At 72.5% G+C, this 21866-nt stretch carries 21 protein-coding genes; 16 read left to right on the top strand and 5 right to left on the bottom strand.

Features of this window, described 5'->3' with window-relative positions:
* The first annotated feature begins 405 nt into the window (after positions 1-405).
* The 10 genes from infC to FHS38_RS12725 all read left to right on the top strand — a co-directional run bounded on the left by infC (position 406) and on the right by FHS38_RS12725 (position 11346).
* On the top strand, positions 406-1068 hold the full coding sequence (gene infC / locus FHS38_RS12770; RefSeq protein ID WP_184733641.1) for a translation initiation factor IF-3: 663 nt from the start codon (positions 406-408) through the stop codon (positions 1066-1068).
* Positions 1069-1200: 132 nt separating this feature from the next.
* The gene (rpmI, locus tag FHS38_RS12765) at positions 1201-1395 is read left to right on the top strand and encodes a 50S ribosomal protein L35 (protein WP_184733640.1); all 195 of its coding nucleotides are present in this window, start codon (positions 1201-1203) and stop codon (positions 1393-1395) included.
* Between the two features lie 101 nt (positions 1396-1496).
* Positions 1497-1883 carry a 50S ribosomal protein L20 gene (gene rplT / locus FHS38_RS12760; RefSeq protein ID WP_102921913.1) on the top strand — a complete coding sequence of 129 codons (387 nt, stop codon included), beginning with the start codon at positions 1497-1499 and terminating at the stop codon, positions 1881-1883.
* 137 nt (positions 1884-2020) lie between these two features.
* A complete protein-coding gene (locus tag FHS38_RS12755; RefSeq protein ID WP_184733639.1) occupies positions 2021-2872 on the top strand; it encodes a TrmH family RNA methyltransferase in 852 nt (283 codons plus the stop codon).
* Between the two features lie 135 nt (positions 2873-3007).
* Positions 3008-4057, top strand: a complete 1050-nt coding sequence (locus FHS38_RS12750; RefSeq protein ID WP_221494956.1) for a sensor histidine kinase — start codon at positions 3008-3010, stop codon at positions 4055-4057.
* A 139-nt stretch (positions 4058-4196) separates the two neighbouring features.
* Positions 4197-5318 carry a phenylalanine--tRNA ligase subunit alpha gene (pheS, locus tag FHS38_RS12745; protein ID WP_184733637.1) on the top strand — a complete coding sequence of 374 codons (1122 nt, stop codon included), beginning with the start codon at positions 4197-4199 and terminating at the stop codon, positions 5316-5318.
* Positions 5318-7846 (top strand): phenylalanine--tRNA ligase subunit beta, encoded by a 2529-nt coding sequence (gene pheT / locus FHS38_RS12740; RefSeq protein ID WP_184733636.1) that lies wholly within the window; start codon positions 5318-5320, stop codon positions 7844-7846. Before pheS ends, pheT begins: the two co-directional genes overlap by 1 nt.
* A 248-nt stretch (positions 7847-8094) precedes the next feature.
* Positions 8095-9294: a PP2C family protein-serine/threonine phosphatase gene (locus FHS38_RS12735; RefSeq protein ID WP_260420726.1), complete on the top strand. Its 1200-nt coding sequence runs from the start codon at positions 8095-8097 to the stop codon at positions 9292-9294.
* A gap of 137 nt (positions 9295-9431) precedes the next feature.
* The gene (locus tag FHS38_RS12730) at positions 9432-10769 is read left to right on the top strand and encodes a tetratricopeptide repeat protein (RefSeq protein WP_184733634.1); all 1338 of its coding nucleotides are present in this window, start codon (positions 9432-9434) and stop codon (positions 10767-10769) included.
* Between the two features lie 46 nt (positions 10770-10815).
* Entirely contained in the window at positions 10816-11346 is a 531-nt protein-coding gene (locus FHS38_RS12725; protein WP_184733633.1) for an NUDIX hydrolase, read from the top strand.
* A 38-nt stretch (positions 11347-11384) separates the two neighbouring features.
* On the opposite strand, the gene FHS38_RS12720 is transcribed toward FHS38_RS12725, so the two are convergent.
* Both FHS38_RS12720 and FHS38_RS12715 read right to left on the bottom strand, forming a co-directional pair.
* Positions 11385-11642, bottom strand: a complete 258-nt coding sequence (locus FHS38_RS12720) for a hypothetical protein (RefSeq protein ID WP_184733632.1) — start codon at positions 11640-11642, stop codon at positions 11385-11387.
* Positions 11643-11809: 167 nt separating this feature from the next.
* Complete coding sequence (locus tag FHS38_RS12715; protein ID WP_184733631.1) at positions 11810-12667, bottom strand: 3-hydroxybutyryl-CoA dehydrogenase; 858 nt, start codon at positions 12665-12667, stop codon at positions 11810-11812.
* 246 nt (positions 12668-12913) lie between these two features.
* Between FHS38_RS12715 and FHS38_RS12710 the strand changes: the two genes are divergently transcribed.
* Complete coding sequence (locus FHS38_RS12710; protein WP_444545770.1) at positions 12914-14119, top strand: glycoside hydrolase family 10-like protein; 1206 nt, start codon at positions 12914-12916, stop codon at positions 14117-14119.
* A gap of 27 nt (positions 14120-14146) precedes the next feature.
* On the opposite strand, the gene FHS38_RS12705 is transcribed toward FHS38_RS12710, so the two are convergent.
* Positions 14147-14347, bottom strand: coding sequence for a DUF1918 domain-containing protein (locus tag FHS38_RS12705; RefSeq protein ID WP_184733629.1), 201 nt, complete (start codon positions 14345-14347; stop codon positions 14147-14149).
* 153 nt (positions 14348-14500) lie between these two features.
* Positions 14501-15466, bottom strand: coding sequence for a DMT family transporter (locus tag FHS38_RS12700; RefSeq protein ID WP_184733628.1), 966 nt, complete (start codon positions 15464-15466; stop codon positions 14501-14503).
* Between FHS38_RS12700 and FHS38_RS12695 the strand changes: the two genes are divergently transcribed.
* The 3 genes from FHS38_RS12695 to FHS38_RS12685 all read left to right on the top strand — a co-directional run bounded on the left by FHS38_RS12695 (position 15465) and on the right by FHS38_RS12685 (position 18530).
* A complete protein-coding gene (locus tag FHS38_RS12695; protein ID WP_184733627.1) occupies positions 15465-16910 on the top strand; it encodes an aminotransferase-like domain-containing protein in 1446 nt (481 codons plus the stop codon). The two genes, FHS38_RS12700 and FHS38_RS12695, sit on opposite strands and share 2 nt — an antisense overlap.
* Before the next feature lie 54 nt (positions 16911-16964).
* On the top strand, positions 16965-18119 hold the full coding sequence (locus FHS38_RS12690) for a methyltransferase (protein ID WP_184733626.1): 1155 nt from the start codon (positions 16965-16967) through the stop codon (positions 18117-18119).
* Between the two features lie 123 nt (positions 18120-18242).
* Positions 18243-18530: a hypothetical protein gene (locus FHS38_RS12685; protein WP_184733625.1), complete on the top strand. Its 288-nt coding sequence runs from the start codon at positions 18243-18245 to the stop codon at positions 18528-18530.
* Positions 18531-18551: 21 nt separating this feature from the next.
* Here the strand turns inward: FHS38_RS12685 and FHS38_RS12680 are convergent, their stop codons facing one another.
* Complete coding sequence (locus FHS38_RS12680) at positions 18552-20207, bottom strand: TlrC/CarA/OleB/SrmB family ABC-F type ribosomal protection protein (protein ID WP_184733624.1); 1656 nt, start codon at positions 20205-20207, stop codon at positions 18552-18554.
* Positions 20208-20530: 323 nt separating this feature from the next.
* On the opposite strand from FHS38_RS12680, the gene argC reads away from it, so the two are divergent.
* Together argC and FHS38_RS12670 are read left to right on the top strand one after the other, a co-directional pair.
* On the top strand, positions 20531-21559 hold the full coding sequence (gene argC, locus FHS38_RS12675; RefSeq protein ID WP_184733623.1) for an N-acetyl-gamma-glutamyl-phosphate reductase: 1029 nt from the start codon (positions 20531-20533) through the stop codon (positions 21557-21559).
* Positions 21556-21693 carry a hypothetical protein gene (locus tag FHS38_RS12670; RefSeq protein ID WP_184733622.1) on the top strand — a complete coding sequence of 46 codons (138 nt, stop codon included), beginning with the start codon at positions 21556-21558 and terminating at the stop codon, positions 21691-21693. Before argC ends, FHS38_RS12670 begins: the two co-directional genes overlap by 4 nt.
* Positions 21694-21866 lie beyond the last annotated feature (173 nt).

Raw genomic sequence — 21866 nt, 5'->3', positions numbered from 1 at the left:
GGATCGAAAGTACGAGCCCTTGTGCCGGACGTTTCTCGTGCCGGACGATGTGTCCCGGCCGATGGGCCCCAGCCTAGGGCCCGGGTTCGCCCGAGTGGGGACCGGGCCGGGTCACTGCTATGCTGGACCTCGACCGGCTGGACACTTGCGTGCCCGGCCCACAAGTGGAGGCTCCGATCTCCCACCTCGCACGACCCCCGGGTCGGCAGGTCTCCGGTCAGGCGACGCCCATCGTTCCGTACGGACGATGTGGAATTGCCCGATGCGCCTCGCGGTTGATCGCGGCGGTGCTCCCGGTGTTTGAGGAGCCCCTGCCTGTGTCCCGTCCGGGGCGTTTTTTGCGTCACGAATCACGACGCGGGGGTCATCCCGAACAGACGTTACGCGGCTGTCCGCCAGACAACCGTGTGGTGCTACCTAGGAGGCCCCATCAGCACCGAGCCCCGCATCAACGACCGGATTCGCGTCCCCGAGGTGCGACTCGTCGGTCCGAGCGGCGAGCAGGTGGGCATTGTGCCGCTCGCCAAGGCCCTTGAGCTCGCGCAGGAGTACGACCTCGACCTGGTCGAGGTCGCCGCTTCCGCCAGGCCGCCGGTCTGCAAGCTCATGGACTACGGCAAGTTCAAGTACGAGTCGGCCATGAAGGCCCGTGAGGCGCGCAAGAACCAGGCGCACACGGTCATCAAGGAGATGAAGCTCCGGCCGAAGATCGACCCGCACGACTATGACACCAAGAAGGGTCACGTCGTCCGGTTCCTCAAGCAGGGCGACAAGGTCAAGATCACGATCATGTTCCGTGGTCGCGAGCAGTCCCGCCCCGAGCTGGGCTACCGACTGCTGCAGCGTCTGGCGGAGGACGTCCAGGACCTCGGTTTCGTCGAGTCGAACCCGAAGCAGGACGGCCGAAACATGATCATGGTTCTCGGTCCTCACAAGAAGAAGACCGAGGCGATGGCCGAAGCCCGCGAGGCGCAGGCCGCTCGCAAGGCGGAGCGCCAGGGTGTCTCCACCGAGCAGGAGCAGCCCGCCGAGCAGGAGCAGTCCGCCGAGGAGCCTGCAGAGGCGTGATCCAGGGGGCCCTGTGGCCCCGGATTACCCGGCCCGGGGCCACCGCCCCGGGCACCAACCGAACCAAGCTGACGCTCCCGTGCGCCCGTCTTCCGGGCCGGGGGGAGTGCCACCGACGAGGAGATACGGCGCATGCCGAAGAACAAGACGCACTCCGGTGCCAGCAAGCGCTTCAAGATCACTGGCTCCGGCAAGGTCATGCGCGAGCGCGCCGGCAAGCGCCACCTGCTCGAGCACAAGTCGTCCAAGCTGACGCGCCGCCTCACCGGCACCGTCGAGTTGGCCCCGGGCGACGCCAAGAAGATCAAGAAGCTTCTCGGCAAGTGACGTTTCGCACCCCGCTCGCCCGGGGTGCGCGTCGGACCGGGACCCAATCGAATTCGGGCCGCGTGAGAATCCACCGCGGCCCCGCTACAAGGAGTTAACAAGTGGCACGCGTCAAGCGGGCAGTCAACGCCCACAAGAAGCGCCGGGCGATCCTCGAGGCGGCCAAGGGCTACCGCGGCCAGCGGTCGCGCCTGTACCGCAAGGCCAAGGAGCAGGTCACCCACTCCCTGGTCTACAACTACAACGACCGCAAGAAGCGCAAGGGCGACTTCCGTCAGCTGTGGATCCAGCGCATCAACGCCGCTGCCCGCCAGAACGGCATGACGTACAACCGCCTCATCCAGGGTCTGAAGGCCGCCAACATCGAGGTGGACCGCAAGATCCTGGCCGAGCTCGCGGTCAACGACATGAACGCGTTCGCCGCGCTCGTCGAGGTCGCGCAGAAGGCTCTGCCGGCCGACGTCAACGCCCCGAAGGCCGCCGCCTGATCCGGCGCCCCAGGCAGTCGATCGGACCCGCAGGCCCCCGCGGCCTGCGGGTCCATCGTTTTTGCGCCGTCCCGTTCCGCGCCGCCGCGCCCCTTTCTCCCGCCGTCCTCTCGTGACTACGAAGTGAGCCGCCGTCCATGGGCACCCCCGAGCTGATCTCCCCGCGCTCTCCCCGCGTCATCGCCGCCCGCCGGCTGGCCAAGCGCAATTTCCGGGTCAAGGAGCGACGGTTCATCGCCGAGGGCCCCCAGGCGGTGCGCGAGGCGATCGAGCACCGCAGCGGCGGCGAGCCCACCCTCCTCGAGCTGTTCGCGACCGTCGAGGCCGCCGAGCGGCACGCCGAGATCACGGACGCGGCCCGCGCCGCCGGGGTCCGGGTGCACTACGCCGAGGACGACGTGATCGCCGAGCTCTCGCAGACGGTCACCCCGCAGGGCCTGGTCGGCGTCTGCCGCTTCCTCGACTCGCCCTTCGAGGAGATCCTCGCCGCCCGCCCCAAGCTGATCGCCGTCCTCGCGCACGTCCGCGACCCCGGCAACGCCGGTACGGTCCTGCGCTGCGCCGACGCCGCCGGCGCGGACGCCGTGGTGCTGACCGACGCCTCGGTGGACCTGTACAACCCCAAGTCCGTACGGGCCTCCGTGGGCTCCCTGTTCCACCTGCCGGTCGCCGTCGGGGTCCCCGTCGAGCAGGCCGTGCGCGGGCTGCGGGACGCCGGGGTCCGGGTGCTGGCCGCCGACGGCGCGGGCATCGACCTCGACGCCGAGCTGGACCGGGGCACGATGGGCACGCCCACCGCCTGGATCTTCGGCAACGAGGCGTGGGGCCTGCCGGAGGAGACCCGGGCGCTCGCCGACGAGGTGGTACGGGTACCGATCCACGGCAAGGCCGAGAGCCTGAACCTCGCGACGGCCGCCGCCGTGTGCCTGTATGCCTCCGCCCGTGCGCAGCGTGCAGCCGGAGGGTGCCGCTCCGTGACCTCCAGCTAGTAGGGTTGCGGTCCGGGGGCTCGGGAGGGGGTGCGGGTTGTGAACGTCAGGACTTCCGGGAGAGTGGCCGACACCTGTCCGGACGCCTCCCACGGTTCCCACGGGACGCCGGTCACCGGCGCGGGCGGGCTCGGGCTGCACCCCGACGACCTGCCGGACGGGCTGGTCGTCGCCGACGACACCGGCCGGGTCACCTGCTTCAACGCCGCCGCGGCCCGCATCACGGCCGTCCGGGCCGGTGACGCGCTGGGCCGGCCGCTGGAGCGGGCCCTGCCGCTGGAGGATCTGGACGGCCGCCGCTGGTGGACCCTGACCGATCCCTACGGCGGGCTCAGCACCCGGGTCGGCCAGCCGGAGCGGAAGCTGCTGCTCCCCGGCGGCCGCGAGGTGCTCGTCTCCGCCCGGTACGTCCGCGAGCGGCCGAACGGGCCCGTGGTCCGGCTCGTCGTCCAGCTGCGCGGCACCGAGGCGCGCCGGCGCACCGAGCGCAGCCACGCCGAGCTGATCGCCACCGTCGCCCACGAGCTGCGCTCGCCGCTGACCTCCGTCAAGGGCTTCACCGCGACGCTGCTGGCGAAGTGGGAGCGGTTCACCGACGACCAGAAGCGGCTGATGCTGGAGACCGTCGACGCCGACGCCGACCGGGTCAACCGGCTCATCGCCGAGCTGCTCGACATCTCCCGGATCGACTCCGGGCGCCTGGAGGTGCGCCGCCAGCCCGTCGACATCGTCGGCGCCGTCCGCCGGCACGTCCAGGCCCACACCACGGCCGGACAGCGTGCCGAGCGGTTCCGGGTCAGCGTCGTGGAGCCGCTGCCCGCGCTCTGGGCCGATCCCGACAAGATCGACCAGGTGCTGGGCAACCTGCTGGAAAACGCGGTGCGCCACGGCGAGGGAACGGTCACCATAGAGGTCGCACCGGCCCGGATGAAGGCCCACACGGAGGGAACGGCGGTCACCGTGAGCGATGAGGGCCCCGGCATCCCCGAGGAGTCGATGGGCCGCGTCTTCACCCGCTTCTGGCGGGGCAGCAAGCGCGGCGGCACCGGCCTGGGCCTCTACATCGTCAAGGGCATCGTCGAGGCGCACGGTGGGACGATCACGGTGGGACGTACCCCACACGGTGGCGCGCAGTTCCGATTTACCCTGCCCGTGGGCGCCCCGGCCTTTCTGACCCAGGCCTGAGCGCAGCCCGCGGGCCCACCCGACCACCCGCGCCCTTTAGACTCGACCTTTGGCACCTTTGGCACGACCTTGGGCACCAACTCAGTCGGGCAAAGCCGCGCAGCGAAGCGAAGCCAGCCAATCGGAAGCACGGGAAGAGATGTCCGCACCCAATAAGTCGTACGACCCTGTCGAGGTCGAGGCACTGAAACCGGAAGAGATCGAGCGGATGCGGGACGAGGCGCTCGCCGCCTTCGCCGCCGCCGGCGACCTCGAGGCCCTCCACGAGGCGAAGATCGCGCACACCGGTCCCGCGTCGCCGCTGTCCCTCGCCAACCGCGAGATCGGCGCGCTCCCGCCGCAGGCCAAGGCCGAGGCCGGCAAGCGCGTGGGCATGGCCCGCGGCGCCGTGAGCAAGGCGCTCGCCGCCCGCCAGGTGGAGCTGGAGGCGGAGCGCGACGCCCGCGTGCTGGTCGAGGAGGCCGTCGACGTCACCCTGGCGTACGACCGCGTCCCCACCGGCGCCCGGCACCCGCTGACCACGCTCTCCGAGCGCATCGAGGACGTCTTCGTCGCGATGGGCTACGAGGTCGCCGAGGGCCCCGAGGTCGAGGCCGAGTGGTTCAACTTCGACGCCCTGAACTTCGAGCCGGACCACCCGGCCCGCGCCATGCAGGACACCTTCTTCGTCCAGGACGGTGACGGCAAGGCCGACTCCGGCGTCGTGCTGCGCACCCACACCTCCCCGGTGCAGGTCCGCAGCATGCTCGACCGCGAGCCGCCCATCTACGTGATCTGCCCGGGCCGCGTCTACCGCACCGACGAGCTGGACGCCACGCACACCCCGGTCTTCCACCAGGTCGAGCTGCTCGCCATCGACGAGGGCCTGACCATGGCGGACCTCAAGGGCACCCTGGACCACATGGTCCAGGCGCTCTTCGGGGCCGGTGTGACCACCCGGCTGCGGCCGAACTACTTCCCGTTCACCGAGCCGTCCGCCGAGATGGACATGCGGTGCTACGTGTGCCGCGGCGAGTCGGTCGGCAACCCCGACCGCCCCTGCCGCACCTGCTCCAGCGAGGGCTGGATCGAGCTGGGCGGCTGCGGCATGGTCAACCCCCGGGTGCTGGTCGCCGCGGGCATCGACCCGGAGAAGTACAGCGGATTCGCCTTCGGGTTCGGCATCGAGCGAATGCTGATGTTCCGCCACAACGTCGAAGACATGCGAGACATGGTCGAGGGTGACGTGCGCTTCACCCGGCCGTTCGGGATGGAGATCTGATGCGGGTCCCGCTTTCTTGGCTGCGGGAATACGTCGACCTGCCGGCCGGTGAGACCGGTCGCGACGTGCAGGCCAAACTCGTCGCCGCCGGCCTCGAGGTCGAGCGTGTCGAGCAGCTCGGCGCCGGCCTCCAGGGCCCCCTGGTCGTCGGCAAGGTCCTCACGATCGAGGAGCTGGAGGGCTTCCGCAAGCCCATCCGCTTCTGCACGGTCGACGTCGGCCAGGCCAACGGCACGGGCGAGCCGCAGGAGATCGTCTGTGGCGCGCGCAACTTCTCCGTCGGCGACAAGGTCGTCGTGGTGCTCCCCGGCGCCGTGCTGCCGGGCGACTTCGCGATCGCCGCGCGCAAGACCTACGGCCGCACCTCCCACGGCATGATCTGCTCGGGCGACGAGCTGGGCATGGGCGACGACGGCACGGGCGGCATCATCGTCCTGCCGCCGGAGCACGAGGTGGGCACCGACGCCATCGAGCTGCTCGAGCTGGTCGACGAGGTCCTCGACATCGCCGTCACCCCCGACCGGGGCTACTGCCTGTCGATGCGCGGCGTGGCCCGCGAGGCGGCGACCGCCTACGGGCTGCCGCTGCGCGACCCGGCCCTGCTGGACGTACCCGCGCCCAACAGCTACGGCTACATGGTCAAGGTCGCCGACCCGGCCGGCTGCGGCCGTTTCACCGCCCGCACGGTCACCGGTCTCGACCCCGAGGCGCACTCCCCGATCTGGCTCCGCCGCCGGCTGCAGAAGGCGGGCATGCGCCCGGTCTCGCTGGCCGTCGACGTCACGAACTACGTGATGCTCGAGCTGGGCCAGCCGCTGCACGCCTACGACCGGTCCCGCATCGACGGGCCGATCGGCGTGCGCCGCGCCGAGCAGGGCGAGAAGCTCGTCACCCTCGACGGCACCAAGCGCGTGCTGGACGCCGAGGACCTGGTCATCACCGACAACAACGGGCCGATCGGGCTCGCGGGCGTCATGGGCGGGGCCAACACCGAGATCGCCGATGCCACGGCCGACCCCGAGACGGGCGCGGTCAGCGGCACCACCGAGATCATCGTCGAGGCGGCGCACTTCGACGCCGTCTCCATCGCGCGGACGGCCCGTCGCCACAAGCTGTCCTCCGAGGCGTCCAAGCGCTTCGAGCGCGGTGTCGACCCGAACGCCGCCTCCGCGGCGGCCCAGCGGACCGTGGACCTGATGGTCCTGCTGGCGGGCGGCAGCGCCGAGGCCGGCGTCACCGAGATCGTCGCCCCCAGCGGGCCCCGCACCATCTCGATCAGCGCCGACCACCCCGACCGGGTGGCCGGTGTCGAGTACGGCCGGGAGACCGTCGTCCGTCGCCTCCAGGAGGTCGGCTGCGACGTCTACGGGCAGGACGAGCTGATCGTCACCGTGCCCAGCTGGCGGCCGGACCTCACCGACCCCAACGACCTGGCCGAAGAGGTCATCCGTCTGGAGGGCTACGAGAACCTGCCCTCCACCCTGCCGCAGCCCCCCGCCGGGCGTGGCCTGACCGAGCGGCAGCGCCTGCACCGCCGGGTCGGCCGCGCGCTCGCCGGCGCGGGTTTCGTCGAGGCGCCCAACTACCCCTTCATCGGGGAAGAGGCCCTCGACCACCTCGGCCTGGAGGCCGACGACGCGCGCCGTTCCGTGGTGCGTCTGGTCAACCCGCTCGCCGACACCGAGCCGGCGCTGCGCACCACGCTGCTGCCGGGGCTCTTCGGCGCCCTGCGCCGCAACGACGGCCGCGGTGAGCGCGACCTCGCGCTCTTCGAGACCGGCCTGGTCTTCCAGCCGACCGGTGACGAGCGTCGCGCGGTCCGGCTGCCGGTCGACCGCCGCCCGACCGACGAGGAGATCGCCGGCCTCGACGCCGCGCTGCCCCGGCAGCCGCGGCACGTGGCCGCCGTCCTCGCCGGGGCGCGGGAGCTGCCCGGCTGGTGGGGCCAGGGCCGCCCGTCGGGCTGGGCGGACGCCGTCGAGGCGGCCCGCGTGGTCGCCCGCGAGGCCGGTGCCGAGCTGATCGTCCGCCAGGACCAGCGGGCGCCGTTCCACCCCGGCCGGTGCGCCGCCTTCTTCGTGGTGGTCGACGGTGCGGAGGTGTTCGTCGGCAGCGCCGGCGAGCTGCACCCGCGCGTGACCAAGGCGTTCGGCCTGCCGGAGCGCACCTGCGCGATGGAGCTCGAGCTCGACCTGCTGGAGCGTGCGGGCACCGGTGTCGCCCGGGCCCCGCACGTGTCCGCCTTCCCGGTGGCCACCCAGGACGTCGCGCTCGTCGTGGACGCGTCGGTCCCCGCGGCCGACGTCGAGGCCGCGCTGCGCTCCGGCGCGGGCGAACTCCTCGAGTCGCTGCGCCTGTTCGACGTCTTCACCGGCGAACAGCTCGGCGCGGGTAAGAAGTCGCTGGCCTACGCGCTGCGCTTCCGCGCCGCGGACCGCACGCTGACCGCCGAGGAGGCCACGGCCGCCCGCGACGCCGCGGTCGCCGCGGCCGTCGAGCGCACGGGAGCCGCCCTGCGCGGCGCGTAACACCGAGCGCGCGGCCCGCCGCCCGAACGGCGGCCGTAGGTACAGCGCAGGGGCGCATCCGGATCTCCGGGTGCGCCCCTCGCGTATGCCCGCATATGTCTGACCCACGTTCCGAATATCACTCAATAGGGTGGAAATGGGCGTTCTGGTCGTTACTTCGGCGTGAGTGCTCGCGAGAATCGAGCGCGTCATTGCTGCTAGGGGGGCTGCCGGTGATCCGTACAGGGGCAGGGCGGTGCTGGCGGGGTCTGGTGTTCGCGCTACCCGGAGTGTGGGTGCTCGGGGTGGTGGTCTCGGAACTCCTGAGTCCGATGGGCACCCCGTTCATCCAACTCCTCGCCGCCGCGCCCGCCATCGCCTGCGCCGGCAGCGGCCGCCGCCAGTGCGTCGTGCTCGGCGGCGCCTGCGCGCTCTTCGCGCTCGTCCCCCTCGGCTCGACCGGCCACGCGGACCCGACGGGCCGCGCGGGCACCTGCTGTGCGATCCTCGCCGTCGTCGTGGCCGGCTACTTCACCACGGGCCGCAGACTGCGGCTGCTGCGGGAGCTGGAGCGGCTGCGCGAGATCGCCGCCACCGCGCAGCAGGCCCTGCTGCGTCCCCTGCCGCCCCGGATCGACGGGATCACCGTCGCGGGCGGGTATCTGTCGGCGAGCGAAGGGGCCCTGGTCGGCGGCGATCTGTACGAGGCGCTCGCCACCCCGCACGGAGTGCGCATCGTGATGGGCGACGTCCGCGGCCACGGCCTCGGCGCGATCGGCACCGTCGCCGCCGTGCTCGGCAGCTTCCGCGAGGCCGCCCACGACGAGGTGGAACTGCCGGGCGTGCTGCGGAGGTTGGAGCGCGCCCTGCAGCGGCATCTGGGCCAGCGGGCGGGCACCGAGCCCCAGGCGGCACCGCTCGGCGTGCCCGTGGGGGTGCCCCCGCCGAAGCAGGAGGACGAGCGGGAGCGGTCCTGCGCCGAGGAGTTCGTGACCGTGCTGCTGCTGGAGCTGCGGGCCGACGGCGAGGTCGCGGTGCTCAACTGCGGGCACCCGTGGCCGTATCGGCTCCGCGGCACGGCCGACGGTGGCGCGCGGGCCGTCGTGGTGACCCCCGGGGAGCCGCTGCCGCCGCTCGGGGCCTTCCCGCTGCCGGCCGAGGTGCCCGTCATGCGGCTGCCCCGGCTGCTGCCCGGGGACGCCCTGGTGCTGCACACCGACGGTGCCGAGGACGCGCGGAACGCATCGGGGGCGTTCTTCCCGCTGGAGAGCACCCTGGCCGAGGCGGCACACGGCGCTCCCATCGTGCCCGCGACGGTCGTCGAGCACGTCCGGGGCGCGCTGTTGCGGCACACCGGGGGCCTGCTGACCGACGACGTCGCCCTGTTGGCCCTGCGGGACGACCGGCAGCGCATCCCGGTGCGAACGCCCCACGCGGACCTCGCACGAGTCTGCCGACCGCACACCTGACGGCTCCTGACGGTTCGTGAAGCCTCGTGACGGCCGGAAAGCGCCGCTGTGCGGCCACGCTCGACAGTGGCCCGTTCACACCCCGTGCGAAGGGATCTCCACTACGCTGATCCCATTGAGCGTTTTCGGAGGGCAGGATGGAGCCCAACACTCTGCTCGACGCCATTCTCGACGAGGCGGGGATCTCCCACGCGGGCCTGGCCGCCCATGTCAACGCGGCCGGCCGCGCCCGGGGACTGGCGTTGCGCTACGAACACACCGCCGTCGCACGCTGGTTGCGCGGTCAGCGGCCGCGTGGCCAGGTGCCGGACCTGATCTGCGAGGTCCTCGGCGAGCGGCTGCACCGCGCGCTGACCCTCGACGACATCGGCCTCGGCACCCCCGGCAGCCCCCGGGTGCCGGGCACCCCGCTCTCCGGCTTCGTCGAACGCGCCACCGCACTGTGGCGATCCGACGAGCAGCAGCGCGAACACGTCGTCAGCGCCCCGGCCGTGACCGGCACCCCCGCCGTGATCCCGGTCTGGGAGTGGGAGAACCCTCCCGAGGACGCCGACGTCTCCCGGCGCGGCCTGACCCGGGTGTCCATGGACGACATCGAGATGCTGCGCGCGGCCCGTGCGCACTACGAGCAGATGTACCGCAAGGCGGGCGGCATCGCGACCCGCGCCCGCGTCGTCGGCTTCCTCAACTCCGAGGCCGCGCCCCTGCTGCGCGGCAGCTACCCCGACGAGACGGGCCGTCAGCTGCACCGCGCCACCGGGGGCCTGGTCGCGGTCGCCGGGATCTGCGCGTACGACTCCGACGCGCACGGACTGGCCCAGCGCTACTTCCACCAGGCACTGCGGCTCGCCAAGGCCAGCGGGGACCGCGGGCTCGGCGCGTACGTCATAGCCCTCCTCGTCAACCAGTCGCTGTTCATGGGGGAGTACCGGCAGGCGGTCGCCTTCGCCGAGTCCGCGCTGCGGGCGGCGGGCGCGCACCTCACCCCGGCGCTCGCCGCCGACCTCTACGCCATGCAGGCCAAGGCCTACGCCCGGCTCGGTGACGGCGGTGGGGCACTCGCCTGCATCCGCCGCGCCGAGACCGCCGCCGAGCGCATCCACCGCGGCCAGGAGCCCGCAGAGACCGGCTACGTACAGCCCGGACTGGTGAACGTACAGGTCGCCGAGGCGCTGCTCAGCCTCGGCGACCTCGGGCCCGCCCGTGAGCACGCGGACCGGGCGGTCGACACCCCCGCGCACGACCGGGGCCGTGTCCACCGGCTCGCCATGCTCACGCACATCGAGCTGCGTCAAGGAGACGCGGACAAGGCGGTGGCCACCGCGCGGGAGATGACCGAGCAGGCGAGAGGCATGGAATCGCAGCGGTTACGGGACCGGCTCCGAGCGGTGCGCGAGCACCTGATCGAAAGTGGGTGCGCGGCCACGGCCGAGGCCGCCGAGATGATCGACGGGGCGCTGCGCGTGCCCTTGTGAGGACAGCGCCCGGGAGGTGGCCACCTCGGCGGAAGGTGGCATACACGTGCGTTGGAAGAATCTCAGCGAGCGGAGCGTCTACGAGAACCGGTGGTTCCGGGTCAATCTCGCGGACGTCGAACTCCCCGACGGCCGCCACCTCGACCACTTCCTGATCCGGCTGCGGCCCGTCGCCGTGGCCACGGTGGTCAACGAGGCGAACGAGGTTCTGCTCCTGTGGCGGCACCGTTTCATCACCGACAACTGGGGCTGGGAGCTGGCCGCCGGGGTCGTGGAGGACGGCGAGGACATCGCCCGCGCCGCGGCCCGTGAGATGGAGGAGGAGACCGGATGGCGGCCGGGCCCCCTACAACACCTGATGACGGTCGAGCCGTCCAACGGTCTCACCGACGCCCGCCATCACATCTACTGGACGGACGAGGCCGAGTACCTCGGTGAGCCGGAGGACGGCTTCGAGTCGGACCGCCGGGAGTGGGTGCCGCTCAAGCTGGTACCCGACATGATCACCCGCGGTGAGGTCCCGGCCGCCAACATGGCGGCCGCGCTACTGCTGCTGCACCATTTGCGGCTCGGCTGACCGCGGGGCCCGCAGCGCGGGCAGGGAGCGTCCCGCGCTCACCGGCCGGCCGCCTGCCAGACGGCGATCCCCAGGGCGGCGAGGCCGGTGAGCGCGGCAAGTGACGGCAACGGCCACCTGCCGTGCTCCAGGGCCCGTACCCGGCCCGTCATCTCGTTGATCTCGCGTTCCGACTGATCGCTGCGCTGGGTGAGGAGGGCGAGGTGGCCGTCGATGCGGGCGACCCCGACATCGAGGCTACGACGTAATTCCGCGAGCTCGGCCGACTTGACGGCGTGCTCGGGATGGCTGGTCACGGTCCGTTCCCCTTCCGGAGGGCTCTGCCGGGTGGTGTCCGACGAGGTGAGTCAACCGCGTGGACAGGCGGGGCGGGAGCGTGTGCGGGGGGTATATGCGAGTCACCGCCGCACACCCCGTGTGAACACGGGGTGTGCGGCGGTGACGCAGCGCGGTGGGCCGGCTCTCAGTACGAGTAGAAGCCCGAGCCCGTCTTGCGGCCCAGCCGGCCCGCGTCGACCATGCGCTGGAGCAGCGGGGGAGCGGCGTACAGCGGCTCCTTGTACTCCTGGTACATGCTGTCGGCGACCGAGGCGACGGTGTCCAGGCCGATCAGGTCCGAGAGCTTGAGCGGGCCCATGGGGTGGGCGCAGCCGAGCTCCATGCCGTTGTCGATGTCCTCGCGGCTGGCGATGCCGGACTCGAACATCCGGATCGCGGAGAGCAGGTACGGGATCAGCAGCGCGTTCACGACGAAGCCGGAACGGTCCTGGGCGCGGATGGCGTGCTTGCCCAGGATCTTGCCGACCAGCGCCTCGGCGCGCTTGATCGTCTCCTCGCCGGTGGTCAGCGCGGGGATCAGCTCGACGAGCTGCTGCACCGGGGCCGGGTTGAAGAAGTGGATGCCGATGACGCGGTCGGGCCGCGAGGTCGCGACGGCCAGCTTCACCAGCGGGATGGAGGAGGTGTTGGAGGCCAGGATCGCGTCCGGGCGGGTGACCACCTGGTCGAGCACCTGGAAGATCTCGGTCTTCACCTGCTCGTTCTCGACGACTGCCTCGATGACCAGGTCGCGGTCGGCGAACTCGCCCAGGTCGGTGGTGAAGCTCAGCCGTGCCAGGGTCGCGTCGCGCTCCTCCTCGGTGATCTTGCCGCGTTCGGCGGCCTTGCCGAGGGAGTTGGTCAGACGGGTGCGGCCGAGCTCCAGGGCCTCACCGGTGGTCTCCGCGACCTTGACGTCCAGGCCGGAACGGGCACACACCTCCGCGATGCCCGCGCCCATCTGACCGCAGCCCACCACTCCGACGCGTGTCACGTCGGCCACTGAGTCCGTCACATCGTGCCTTTCGCTGATCTTGGTCGACCGGCGGGGAGCCCGTCCTCCCACCGATCGTGTCGGTGGGGAGACCCCCGGCTCCCGCCTCGGTCCAGACGTTACTCCGCGACAGGCGGTGCTGATGGGGCCGGGGCGGGCATGCTCTGCGCATACGGTGTGACCGATCCGACAAGGAGTGGCACGCATATGGGACGTATCAGCCGAAGAGGGTTCACTGCGGCGGCCGCGGGTGCGATGTCCGTCATGCTGGCGACGGGTGAAGCACGGGCGCGGAACCGGGCGGCGGAGGACGTGGACGGCGAAGCCAGGCGGAAGCGTGAATTCCGAGGCATGTGGACCGCGACCGTCGTGAACATCGACTGGCCGTCCAAGCCGGGGCTCGCCCCCGAGGTACAGCGGGCCGAGCTGCTCGCCCTGTTCGACACGGCCGTCGCGCGGCGGCTCAACGCCGTGATCCTGCAGATCCGCCCCACCGCCGACGCCTTCTGGCCCTCCCCGTACGAGCCGTGGTCGGAGTACCTGACCGGCACTCAGGGCAAGCACCCCGGCTGGGATCCGCTCGCCTTCGCGGTGCGGGAGGCACACAAACGCCGTCTGGAGCTGCACGGTTGGTTCAACCCCTACCGCGTCGCCAACCACACCGACCCGGCCCGGCTGGTCGCCACCCATCCCGCGCGGCAGCACCCCGACTGGGTGCTGCCCTACGGCGGAAAGCTCTACTACAACCCCGGCCTGCCCGAGGTCCGCCGCTTCGTCCAGGACGCGATCCTCGACGCGGTCACCCGCTACGACCTCGACGGCGTGCACTTCGACGACTACTTCTACCCGTACCCGGTGGCCGGGCAGACCTTCGACGACACCGCCGCGTTCGAGCGCTACGGCACGGGCTTCCCCGACCGGGCGGCCTGGCGGCGGGACAACATCGACCGGCTGGTGCAGGAGATGGGGGTGCGCATCAAGGGACGCAAGCAGCATGTGAAATTCGGGATCAGCCCCTTCGCCATCTGGCGCAACCGGGCCACCGATCCGCTGGGCTCCGACACCCGCGCCGGGGTGCAGACCTACGACGATCTGCATGCCGACACCCGAAGATGGGTCCGCGAGGAGTGGATCGACTACATCGTCCCGCAGATCTACTGGCACATCGGCTTCGCCGCCGCCGACTACGCCAAGCTGCTCCCCTGGTGGGCGGAGACCGTGCGCGGCACGGACGTGCACCTCTACATCGGCGAGGCCCTGTACAAGGCGGGAGCCCCGGGCCAGCCCGCGCCCTGGCAGGACCCGGCCGAACTCTCCCGCCACGTCGCCCTCGGCCGCAGCCGCCCCGAGGTGCGCGGCAACGTCTACTTCTCCACGAAGCAGGTCGTCGCCGACCCCGTCGGGGCGATGGCGCGCGTGATCGCCGATCACTATCCCGACCGCGCGCGCCCGCCGCGCTGAACCCGGAGGGACGCGGGTGGGGAGGCGCTAGACCTGGTCTCCGGACTTGCGGTGGTCCACGCTGGTGTCGGGGCCCGGCGACATGATCGACTCGTGCCCGTTCGCCGCGCGGACGCGGAACGGCGGTGTGCCGTTGGGGCCCAGCACTTCCACGATCTCCACGACGCGGTCGTGCTCCCCGACAACGCGGCCGTGCGTCACCAAGCGGTCGCCCTTGCTCGCATGCATCGACGGTGCCCTTCCGTTCGAGGTCCCCGATTCGAGGTCCGACACGTGCACTGGGATGTGCCGCCAATTCTACGGTGACCGCCGGTATATGGCTCGCTCCTCGGCCATTCGGGTCGGGGGGCGGCCACGGCCCGGCCGGTGGCGGGCCGCCCCTCAGCCGCGGGCACGCTGGGTGACCGCGATGCAGACGAGCACGGCGACGGCGGCGGCGGGCGCGGCGGGCGTCAGCCGCTCGCCGAGCAGCGTCACGGACCACAGCAGGGTGAGCAGCGGCTGCGCCAGCTGGAACTGGCTGGCCTTGGCCACGCCGATCACGGCCATGCCGCGGTACCAGACCACCATGCCCAGCAGCTGGGAGCCCGCCACCAGCCAGATGATCCCGGCGACGGCGTGCCCGGTCAGCCGCACGGGCTCGGAGAGCAGGGCGACGGCCGCGCCCGCCAGCGCGAGGGGCAGGCACAGGACGAGCGCCCAGCCGACGACCTGCCACCCGGGGATCTCGCGCGAGAGCCGGCCGCCCTCCGCGTAGCCCGCCGCGCACACCAGCAGGGCGACGAACAGATACAGGTCGCCGACGGTCGGCGTGCCACCGCTCTGCAGCAGCGCGAACGTGATGACCACGGCCGCGCCCGCCAGCGCCGCCGTCCAGAACATGCGCGAGTGCCGGGCCCCGGTCCGTACCGCCGAGTACGCGGCCGTGCTCAGCGGCAGCAGCCCGACGACGACGGCGGCGTGCGCGGTCGTGGACGTCTGGAGGGCGAGCGTCGTCAGCAGCGGGAAGCCCACGACGACACCCGCGGCGACGATGGCCAGCCCGCCCCAGTGGCGGCGGGCGGGCACCGGCACCCGCAGCGCGAGCAGCCCGGCGCACGCGATCAGCGCGGCCAGCACCATCCGGCACGTGACCACGGACCACGGCCCGAGCCCCTCCAGGGCCCAGGCGGTGGCGGGGAAGGTCAGCGAGAAGGCGCAGACGCCGAGCGCGGCGAGGACGGTGCCGACGGTGAGGCGGGCGGAGTCGCCGCCGGGACGCTTCGGCGTGCCCGCCGTCGCGGCGGGCTGCTCGGTGCCGCTCACTGCTATCGCTATGGGGCGGGTAGCGCTATCTTGTGCTCTCATGCAAGAGCGTAGCAGCGTCGCTGAACTGGCAGGAGTCCTCCGAGGAGAGCTGAACCGCTACTCCGAAGGTGAGAAGCTGCCGTCCAGTCGGGCCCTGGTCGACCGGTTCCGGGTCAGTCCCGTCACCGTCTCCCGGGCCCTGGCCGTCCTGGCCGCCGAAGGCCTGGTCGTCACCCGCCCCGGCGCCGGAGCCTTCCGTGCCGTCCCGCACGGCCCGGCCGTCCGCCTCGGGGACACCTCCTGGCAGCAGGTCGCCCTCAGTGTCGAGACCCCCGGGGAGTCGGTGCCCCGGTCGGTGGACGCCTCGGGCGTGCTCGCCACCCTCTCCGAGCCGCCGCCCGGCGTCATCGAGCTCAACGGCGGCTATCTCCACCCCACCCTCCAGCCCGAGCGCGCCATGGCCGCCGCCCTCGCCCGGGCCGGCCGCAGACCGGGCGCCTGGGGCCGGCCACCGGTCGAGGGCGTCGGGGAACTGCGGGCCTGGTTCGCCCGCCAGATCAGCGGCCCGACCGGTACGGTCGCCGCCTCCGATGTGCTGATCACCGCCGGCGGTCAGAGCGCCCTCACCGCCGCACTGCGCGCCCTCGCCCCGCCCGGCGCCCCCGTGCTCGTCGAATCCCCCACCTACCCCGGCATGCTCGCCGCCGCCCGCGCCTCCGGGCTGCGACCGGTGCCCGTACCGACCGACGAGCGGGGGGTGCGCACCGATCTGCTCGCCGAGGCGTTCCGGGCCAGCGAGGCCCGGGTCTTCGTCTGCCAGCCGCTCTTCCAGAACCCGACCGGCGCGGTCCTCGCCGACGAGCGGCGGCGCGAGGTCCTCCGGGTCGCGAGGGAGGCCGGCGCCTTCGTCATCGAGGACGACTTCGCCCGCCGCCTCGTCCACGAGGACGCCCCGCCGCTGCCGCCCACGCTGGCCGCCGACGACCCCGACGGCATCGTCGTCCACGTCTGCTCACTGACCAAGGCCACCTCGGCCAGCCTGCGGGTGGGCGCCCTCGCCGCCCGGGGCCCGGTCCTCGACCGGCTGCGGGCCATCCAGGTGGTCGACAGCTTCTTCGTGCCCCGGCCCGTGCAGGAGGCCGCCCTCGAGCTCGTCGGCTCACCCGCCTGGCCACGCCACCTGCGCAACATCGCCGCCCAGCTGCGCACCCGGCGCGAGGCACTGCTCACCGCGCTGGCCCGGGAACTCCCGGGGCTCACCGTGGAGTTCGTACCGCCCGGCGGCTACCACATGTGGCTACGGCTCCCCGACGGCACCGACGAGAGCGCCCTGGTCGCCGCCGCCCTGCGGGCCGGGGTCGCCCTCGCCGCCGGCCGCCCGTACTTCTCCGCCGAGCCCCCCGCCCCCTACCTGCGCCTCAGCTTCGCGGCCGTCGCGGGCCCGGCGGAGCTGGCGGAGGGCGTGAGCCGGCTGCGCAGGGCCTGCGAGGAGACGCTGGGGTGAGCGCCCCCGCGCGGTGGCCGGGCGGTCCCGGGACTCGGCTAGCCTGAACGCACAATGAACTGTTTGACGACGTCATGGGGCGAGTTCGCACTCACCCGCTTCCCCGAGGACTCCCGCGACAGACTGCGCGCCTGGGACGCCTCCGACGAGTACCTGCTACGGCACCTCGAGGGAATCGACGGCGAGCCCACGGACCTGTCGGGCACGGTCGTGGTGCTGGGCGACCGGTGGGGCGCCCTCGCCACCACGCTCGCCCGACACCGCCCCGTACAGATCACCGACTCCTACCTCGGCCGGCAGGCGACCCGCGCGAACCTCGCGCGCGCCGGCGTCGACGAGGACGCGGTGCGGCTGCTGTCGACCAGGGACACGCCGCCGGAGCGGATCGACGTCCTGCTCGTCCGGGTGCCCAAGAGCCTCGCGCTCCTGGAGGACCAGCTGCGCCGCCTCGCGCCCGCCGTCCACGCGGGAACCGTCGTCGTCGGCACGGGCATGGTCACCGAGATCCACACCTCGACGCTCAAGCTGTTCGAACAGATCCTCGGGCCGACCCGCACCTCGCTCGCGGTGAAGAAGGCACGCCTCATCTTCTGCACGCCCGACCTCCGGCTCGCCCGGACCGCCAGCCCCTGGCCGCGCAGCTACGCGCTGCCCACCGACATCGGAACGGCCTCGGGCCTGACGGTCACCAACCACGCGGGAATCTTCTGCGCCGAACGCCTCGACATCGGCACCCGCTTCTTCCTGCGCAACCTCCCGCGCCGCCGCGGCCCCGAGCGCGTCGTGGACCTCGGCTGCGGCAACGGCGTGGTCGGCACGGCCGCGGCCCTCGCCAACCCCGAGGCCGAGGTGCTCTTCATCGACGAGTCCTACCAGGCGGTGGCCTCGGCGGAAGCCACGTTCCGCGCGAACGTCGAGACCGCCGCCCGGGCGGAGTTCCGGGTGGGCGACGGACTGTCGGGCGTACCGGCCGCGTCGGTGGACCTGGTGCTGAACAACCCGCCGTTCCACACCCACCAGGCGATGACCGACGCGACCGCGTACCGCATGTTCGCCGGGTCGCGCGAGGCGCTGCGCCCCGGCGGCGAGCTGTGGGTCATCGGCAACCGCCACCTCGGCTACCACGTCAAGCTGCGCCGTCTCTTCGGCAACTGCGAGGTCGTCACGAGCGACCCGAAGTTCGTCATCCTGCGCGCGGTCAAACGCTGACGGCGCCGGGCCCGGACGGCGCCGGGAATGTTGCGGGGGTCTCCCGGCAGGCGGAGATTGGGTACGAGGCCGCCACCGCGACGGTCGGGGGAGGGACCGGACCGACCACCCGAGGAGACCCACGTGGCGATCTTCATGCACGCCATCCTGCCGGGCGTCACGGCGGCGCAGTACGACGCCCTGAACTCCGCACTGCGGGACCTGCCCGGCGACACCTTCGCGGGGTGCCTCGCCCATGTCGCCGTCACCACCGACGCCGGGCTCCAGGTCTTCGACCTGTGGGAGAGCGAGGAGGCGATGGCGGCGTTCACCGAGCGACTGATGCCGCACGCCGAGCGGGCGGGCTTCCCCTCGACGGGCGAACCGCCCCAGGTCCTTCCGGTGCACAACTACTGGCTGCCCGGGGCGTAGCGGGGCGGGCCGCGCCACCGGTCAGGCCGCCCGGGACGCGGCGACGCGGCCTTCGCTCAACACCAGACGGGACCCGGTGAAGCGGGATCGCATCCGGCGGTCGTGGGTGACCACCACCAGGGCGCCCCGGTAGTCTGCCAGCGCCTCTTCCAGCTCTTCCACGAGCGCGGGGGCCAGATGGTTGGTGGGCTCGTCCAGCAACAACAGGTCGACCGGTTCGCTCACCAGCCGGGCCAGCTCGATCCGGCGTCGTTGCCCGTAGGACAGCCCGCCCACCCGCAGGCGCAGGTCGGCCGGGCCGAACAGGCCCAGTGAGAGCAGCGTCTCGGCGTGCTCGTCCAGATCCCCGGGGCGACCCTGTGCGAAGGCCCGGAGCACGGTCAGCCCGGGCCGCCACGGTGTTTCCTCCTGCCGTAGGTGCCCCACCTTCCCGGGGGCGCGCACCGAACCGGCGTCCGGTGTCAGCTCGCCCGCCAGGACCCGCATGAGGGTGCTCTTGCCGGCGCCGTTGGGGCCGGTCACCAGCAGCCGCTCGCCGGGCCGGACCCGCAGGGACGGCACATGGAGCCGGCCGCCGACCCGGACGTCGGCGAGTTCGGCGACGGGGGCCGAACCCTCGCGTCCGCACGGCTGTGGACTGCTCGTGCCGATGCGGGCGGTGAAGACGAGCGGTTCGGGCGGGGGCGTGACGGGGTTGTCGGTCAGCCGCGCGAGACGTTCCTTGGCGTTGCGGATCCGGCCCATCGCGCCGTGCCCGCGTCCGCGCGCCCGGAAACCGCCGTGGCCGAAGACGGTCAGCGGCACCTTCTGCGGGATGGCGCCCAGCCGGGCCGCGTTGGACGCGACCAGCCGCCGGTTGCGGCCCAGCTCGGCGCTCCACTCCTCGTACTCCCGCAGGCGCCGCTGGCGTTCCGCGGCCTTGGCGGCCAGGTAGCCGTCGTAGCCGTTCCCGTAGCGGGTCACCGTGCCGGAACCGACTTCCAGGACCGTGGTGGTGAGCCGTTCCAGGAACACCCGGTCGTGGGTGACGGCGACCACGGTGCCGCGATGCGCGCGCAGCCGCGCCTCCAGCCAGCCGACGGCCCGGTCGTCCAGGTCGTTGGTCGGCTCGTCCAACAGCAGCAGCTCCGGCCGGGCCGCCAGCGTGGCGGCCAGGGCCAGCCGGGACCGTTCGCCACCGGACAGGGTGCCGAGCCGCCTGCCGCGCCCGAGGCCCGGCAGGCCGAGGCCGTGCAGCGCGAGATCCACCCGGGCGTCGGCGCCGTAGCCGCCGCGGGCCTCGTACCGCTGGACCAGCCGGGCGTAGGCCCCCAGAGCGGCGTCGAGTTCCGCTCCCGCCGAACCGGGCAGCTCGGCCTCGGCCCGGCGCATCCGGGCTTCGAGGTCGCGCAGGTCGGCCAGGGCCAGGTCGACGGCGTCCTGGACGGTGGCCTCGGGCGGGAGGTCCGACGCCTGTGCCAAGTACCCGGTGCCACCGGGTGCGAGCACGGTCAACTCGCCGTTGTCCACCGGTTCATGACCGGCCATCAGTTTGAGGAGCGTGGACTTGCCGGAGCCGTTGTCGCCGATGACGCCGACCTTCTCGCCGGGCTTGACGGTGAAGGAGATGCGGTCGAGTACGACGTGCTCGTCGTAGCGCTTGGTGACGTTCCGCAGGGCCAATTGGGCGGTGTGCATGGAGGTGTCCCCCTGTTCTCGGCCGGGCGGGCCGGGACGGATCATCGGAAACGGATCGGTCGATGACGCATCCGCGCACCGGGTCCGCCCGACGGGCGGCCGCGATGAAGGCATCGGCACGCGGATGATCGCGGCGACGGCGGAGCGAGGCTCTACGCGGTCGCGCGGCTGGTGATTACAGGGTCCCCATGCCGATCACCTTAGGCGGTCGCAGACATATTGGCAAGACGGAACGTCTCGGTTCGTCCTCCGCCTCGAATGCCTGGAGGGATTGCATAAAACTTCTTAAGTCCGTATAGTCATGCCATCACCAAGGAGGACCGATGGCAGTGCGTGCGGCAGTGGCGGGAGCGAGTGGATACGCGGGCGGGGAGTTGCTGCGCCTGCTGCTCGCCCATCCCGAGGTGCGGATCGGGGCGCTGACCGGGAATTCCAACGCCGGGCAGCGGCTCGGGGCCCTGCAGCCGCATCTGCCGCAGCTCGCCGAGCGGGTGCTGGAGCCGACGACCGCCGAGGTCCTCGCGGGCCACGACGTCGTGTTCCTCGCGCTGCCGCACGGGCAGTCCGCCGCCGTCGCCGAGGAGCTCGGGGACGGGGTGCTCGTCGTCGACTGCGGGGCGGACTTCCGGCTCAAGGACGCGGGGGACTGGGAGCGGTTCTACGGGTCGCCGCACGCCGGGACCTGGCCGTACGGGCTGCCGGAGCTGCCCGGCGCGCGGCAGGCGCTGAGCGGCGGGAAGCGGATCGCCGTTCCCGGCTGCTATCCGACCGCCGTCTCGCTCGCGCTCTTCCCCGCGTACGCCGCCGGGCTCGCCGAGCCCGAGGCCGTGATCGTCGCCGCGTCCGGCACGTCCGGCGCGGGCAAGGCGGCCAAGCCGCACCTGCTCGGCAGCGAGGTCATGGGGTCCATGAGCCCGTACGGCGTCGGCGGCGGCCACCGGCACACCCCCGAGATGATCCAGAACCTCTCCGCCGCCGCCGGCGAGCGGGTCACCGTCTCCTTCACCCCGACCCTGGCGCCGATGCCGCGTGGCATCCTCGCCACGTGTGGCGCGAAGGCCCGGCCGGGCGTCACGACGGAGAGCCTGCGGGCCGCGTACGAGAAGGCGTTCCAGGACGAGCCGTTCGTACGGCTCCTTCCCGAGGGCCAGTGGCCGTCGACCGCCGTCGTCTACGGGGCGAACACCGTGCTGGTCCAGGTCGCCCTCGACGAGGCGGCCGGGCGGATCGTCGCCATCAGCGCGATCGACAACCTCACCAAGGGCACCGCGGGCGGCGCGGTACAGAGCATGAACATCGCCCTCGGCCTCCCCGAGGAGCTGGGGCTGCCGGTCACCGGGGTCGCGCCGTGATCATCCGGCGCGTCTTCGCCACGGTGCTCGCCCGCATCGCGCCGTGCGACACCCCGGCCGGGCCCCAGCAGAAGAAGACCGAGCCGGCCCGACTGCTTCTTGCGGCCGGGGCGGCGAAAAAGGGGATGCAGTGAGCGACGCACGCGCAGCCGCCGGGCTGTGGGCGACGACGAAAGCCGCGCCGCTGTGCTGCGCGGGCGGAGAAGCGAACAAGGGGATGCAGTGAGCGACGCACGCGCAGCCGCCGGGCTGTGGGCGACGACGAAAGCCGCGCCGCTGTGCTGCGCGGGCGGAGAAGCGAACAAGG

It is taken from the genome of Streptomyces netropsis, assembly GCF_014203545.1.
Lineage (GTDB): Bacteria > Actinomycetota > Actinomycetes > Streptomycetales > Streptomycetaceae > Streptomyces > Streptomyces netropsis.
The sequence above is the reverse complement of the archived record's forward strand: the minus strand, read 5'-3'. Positions and strand labels throughout refer to the sequence as shown.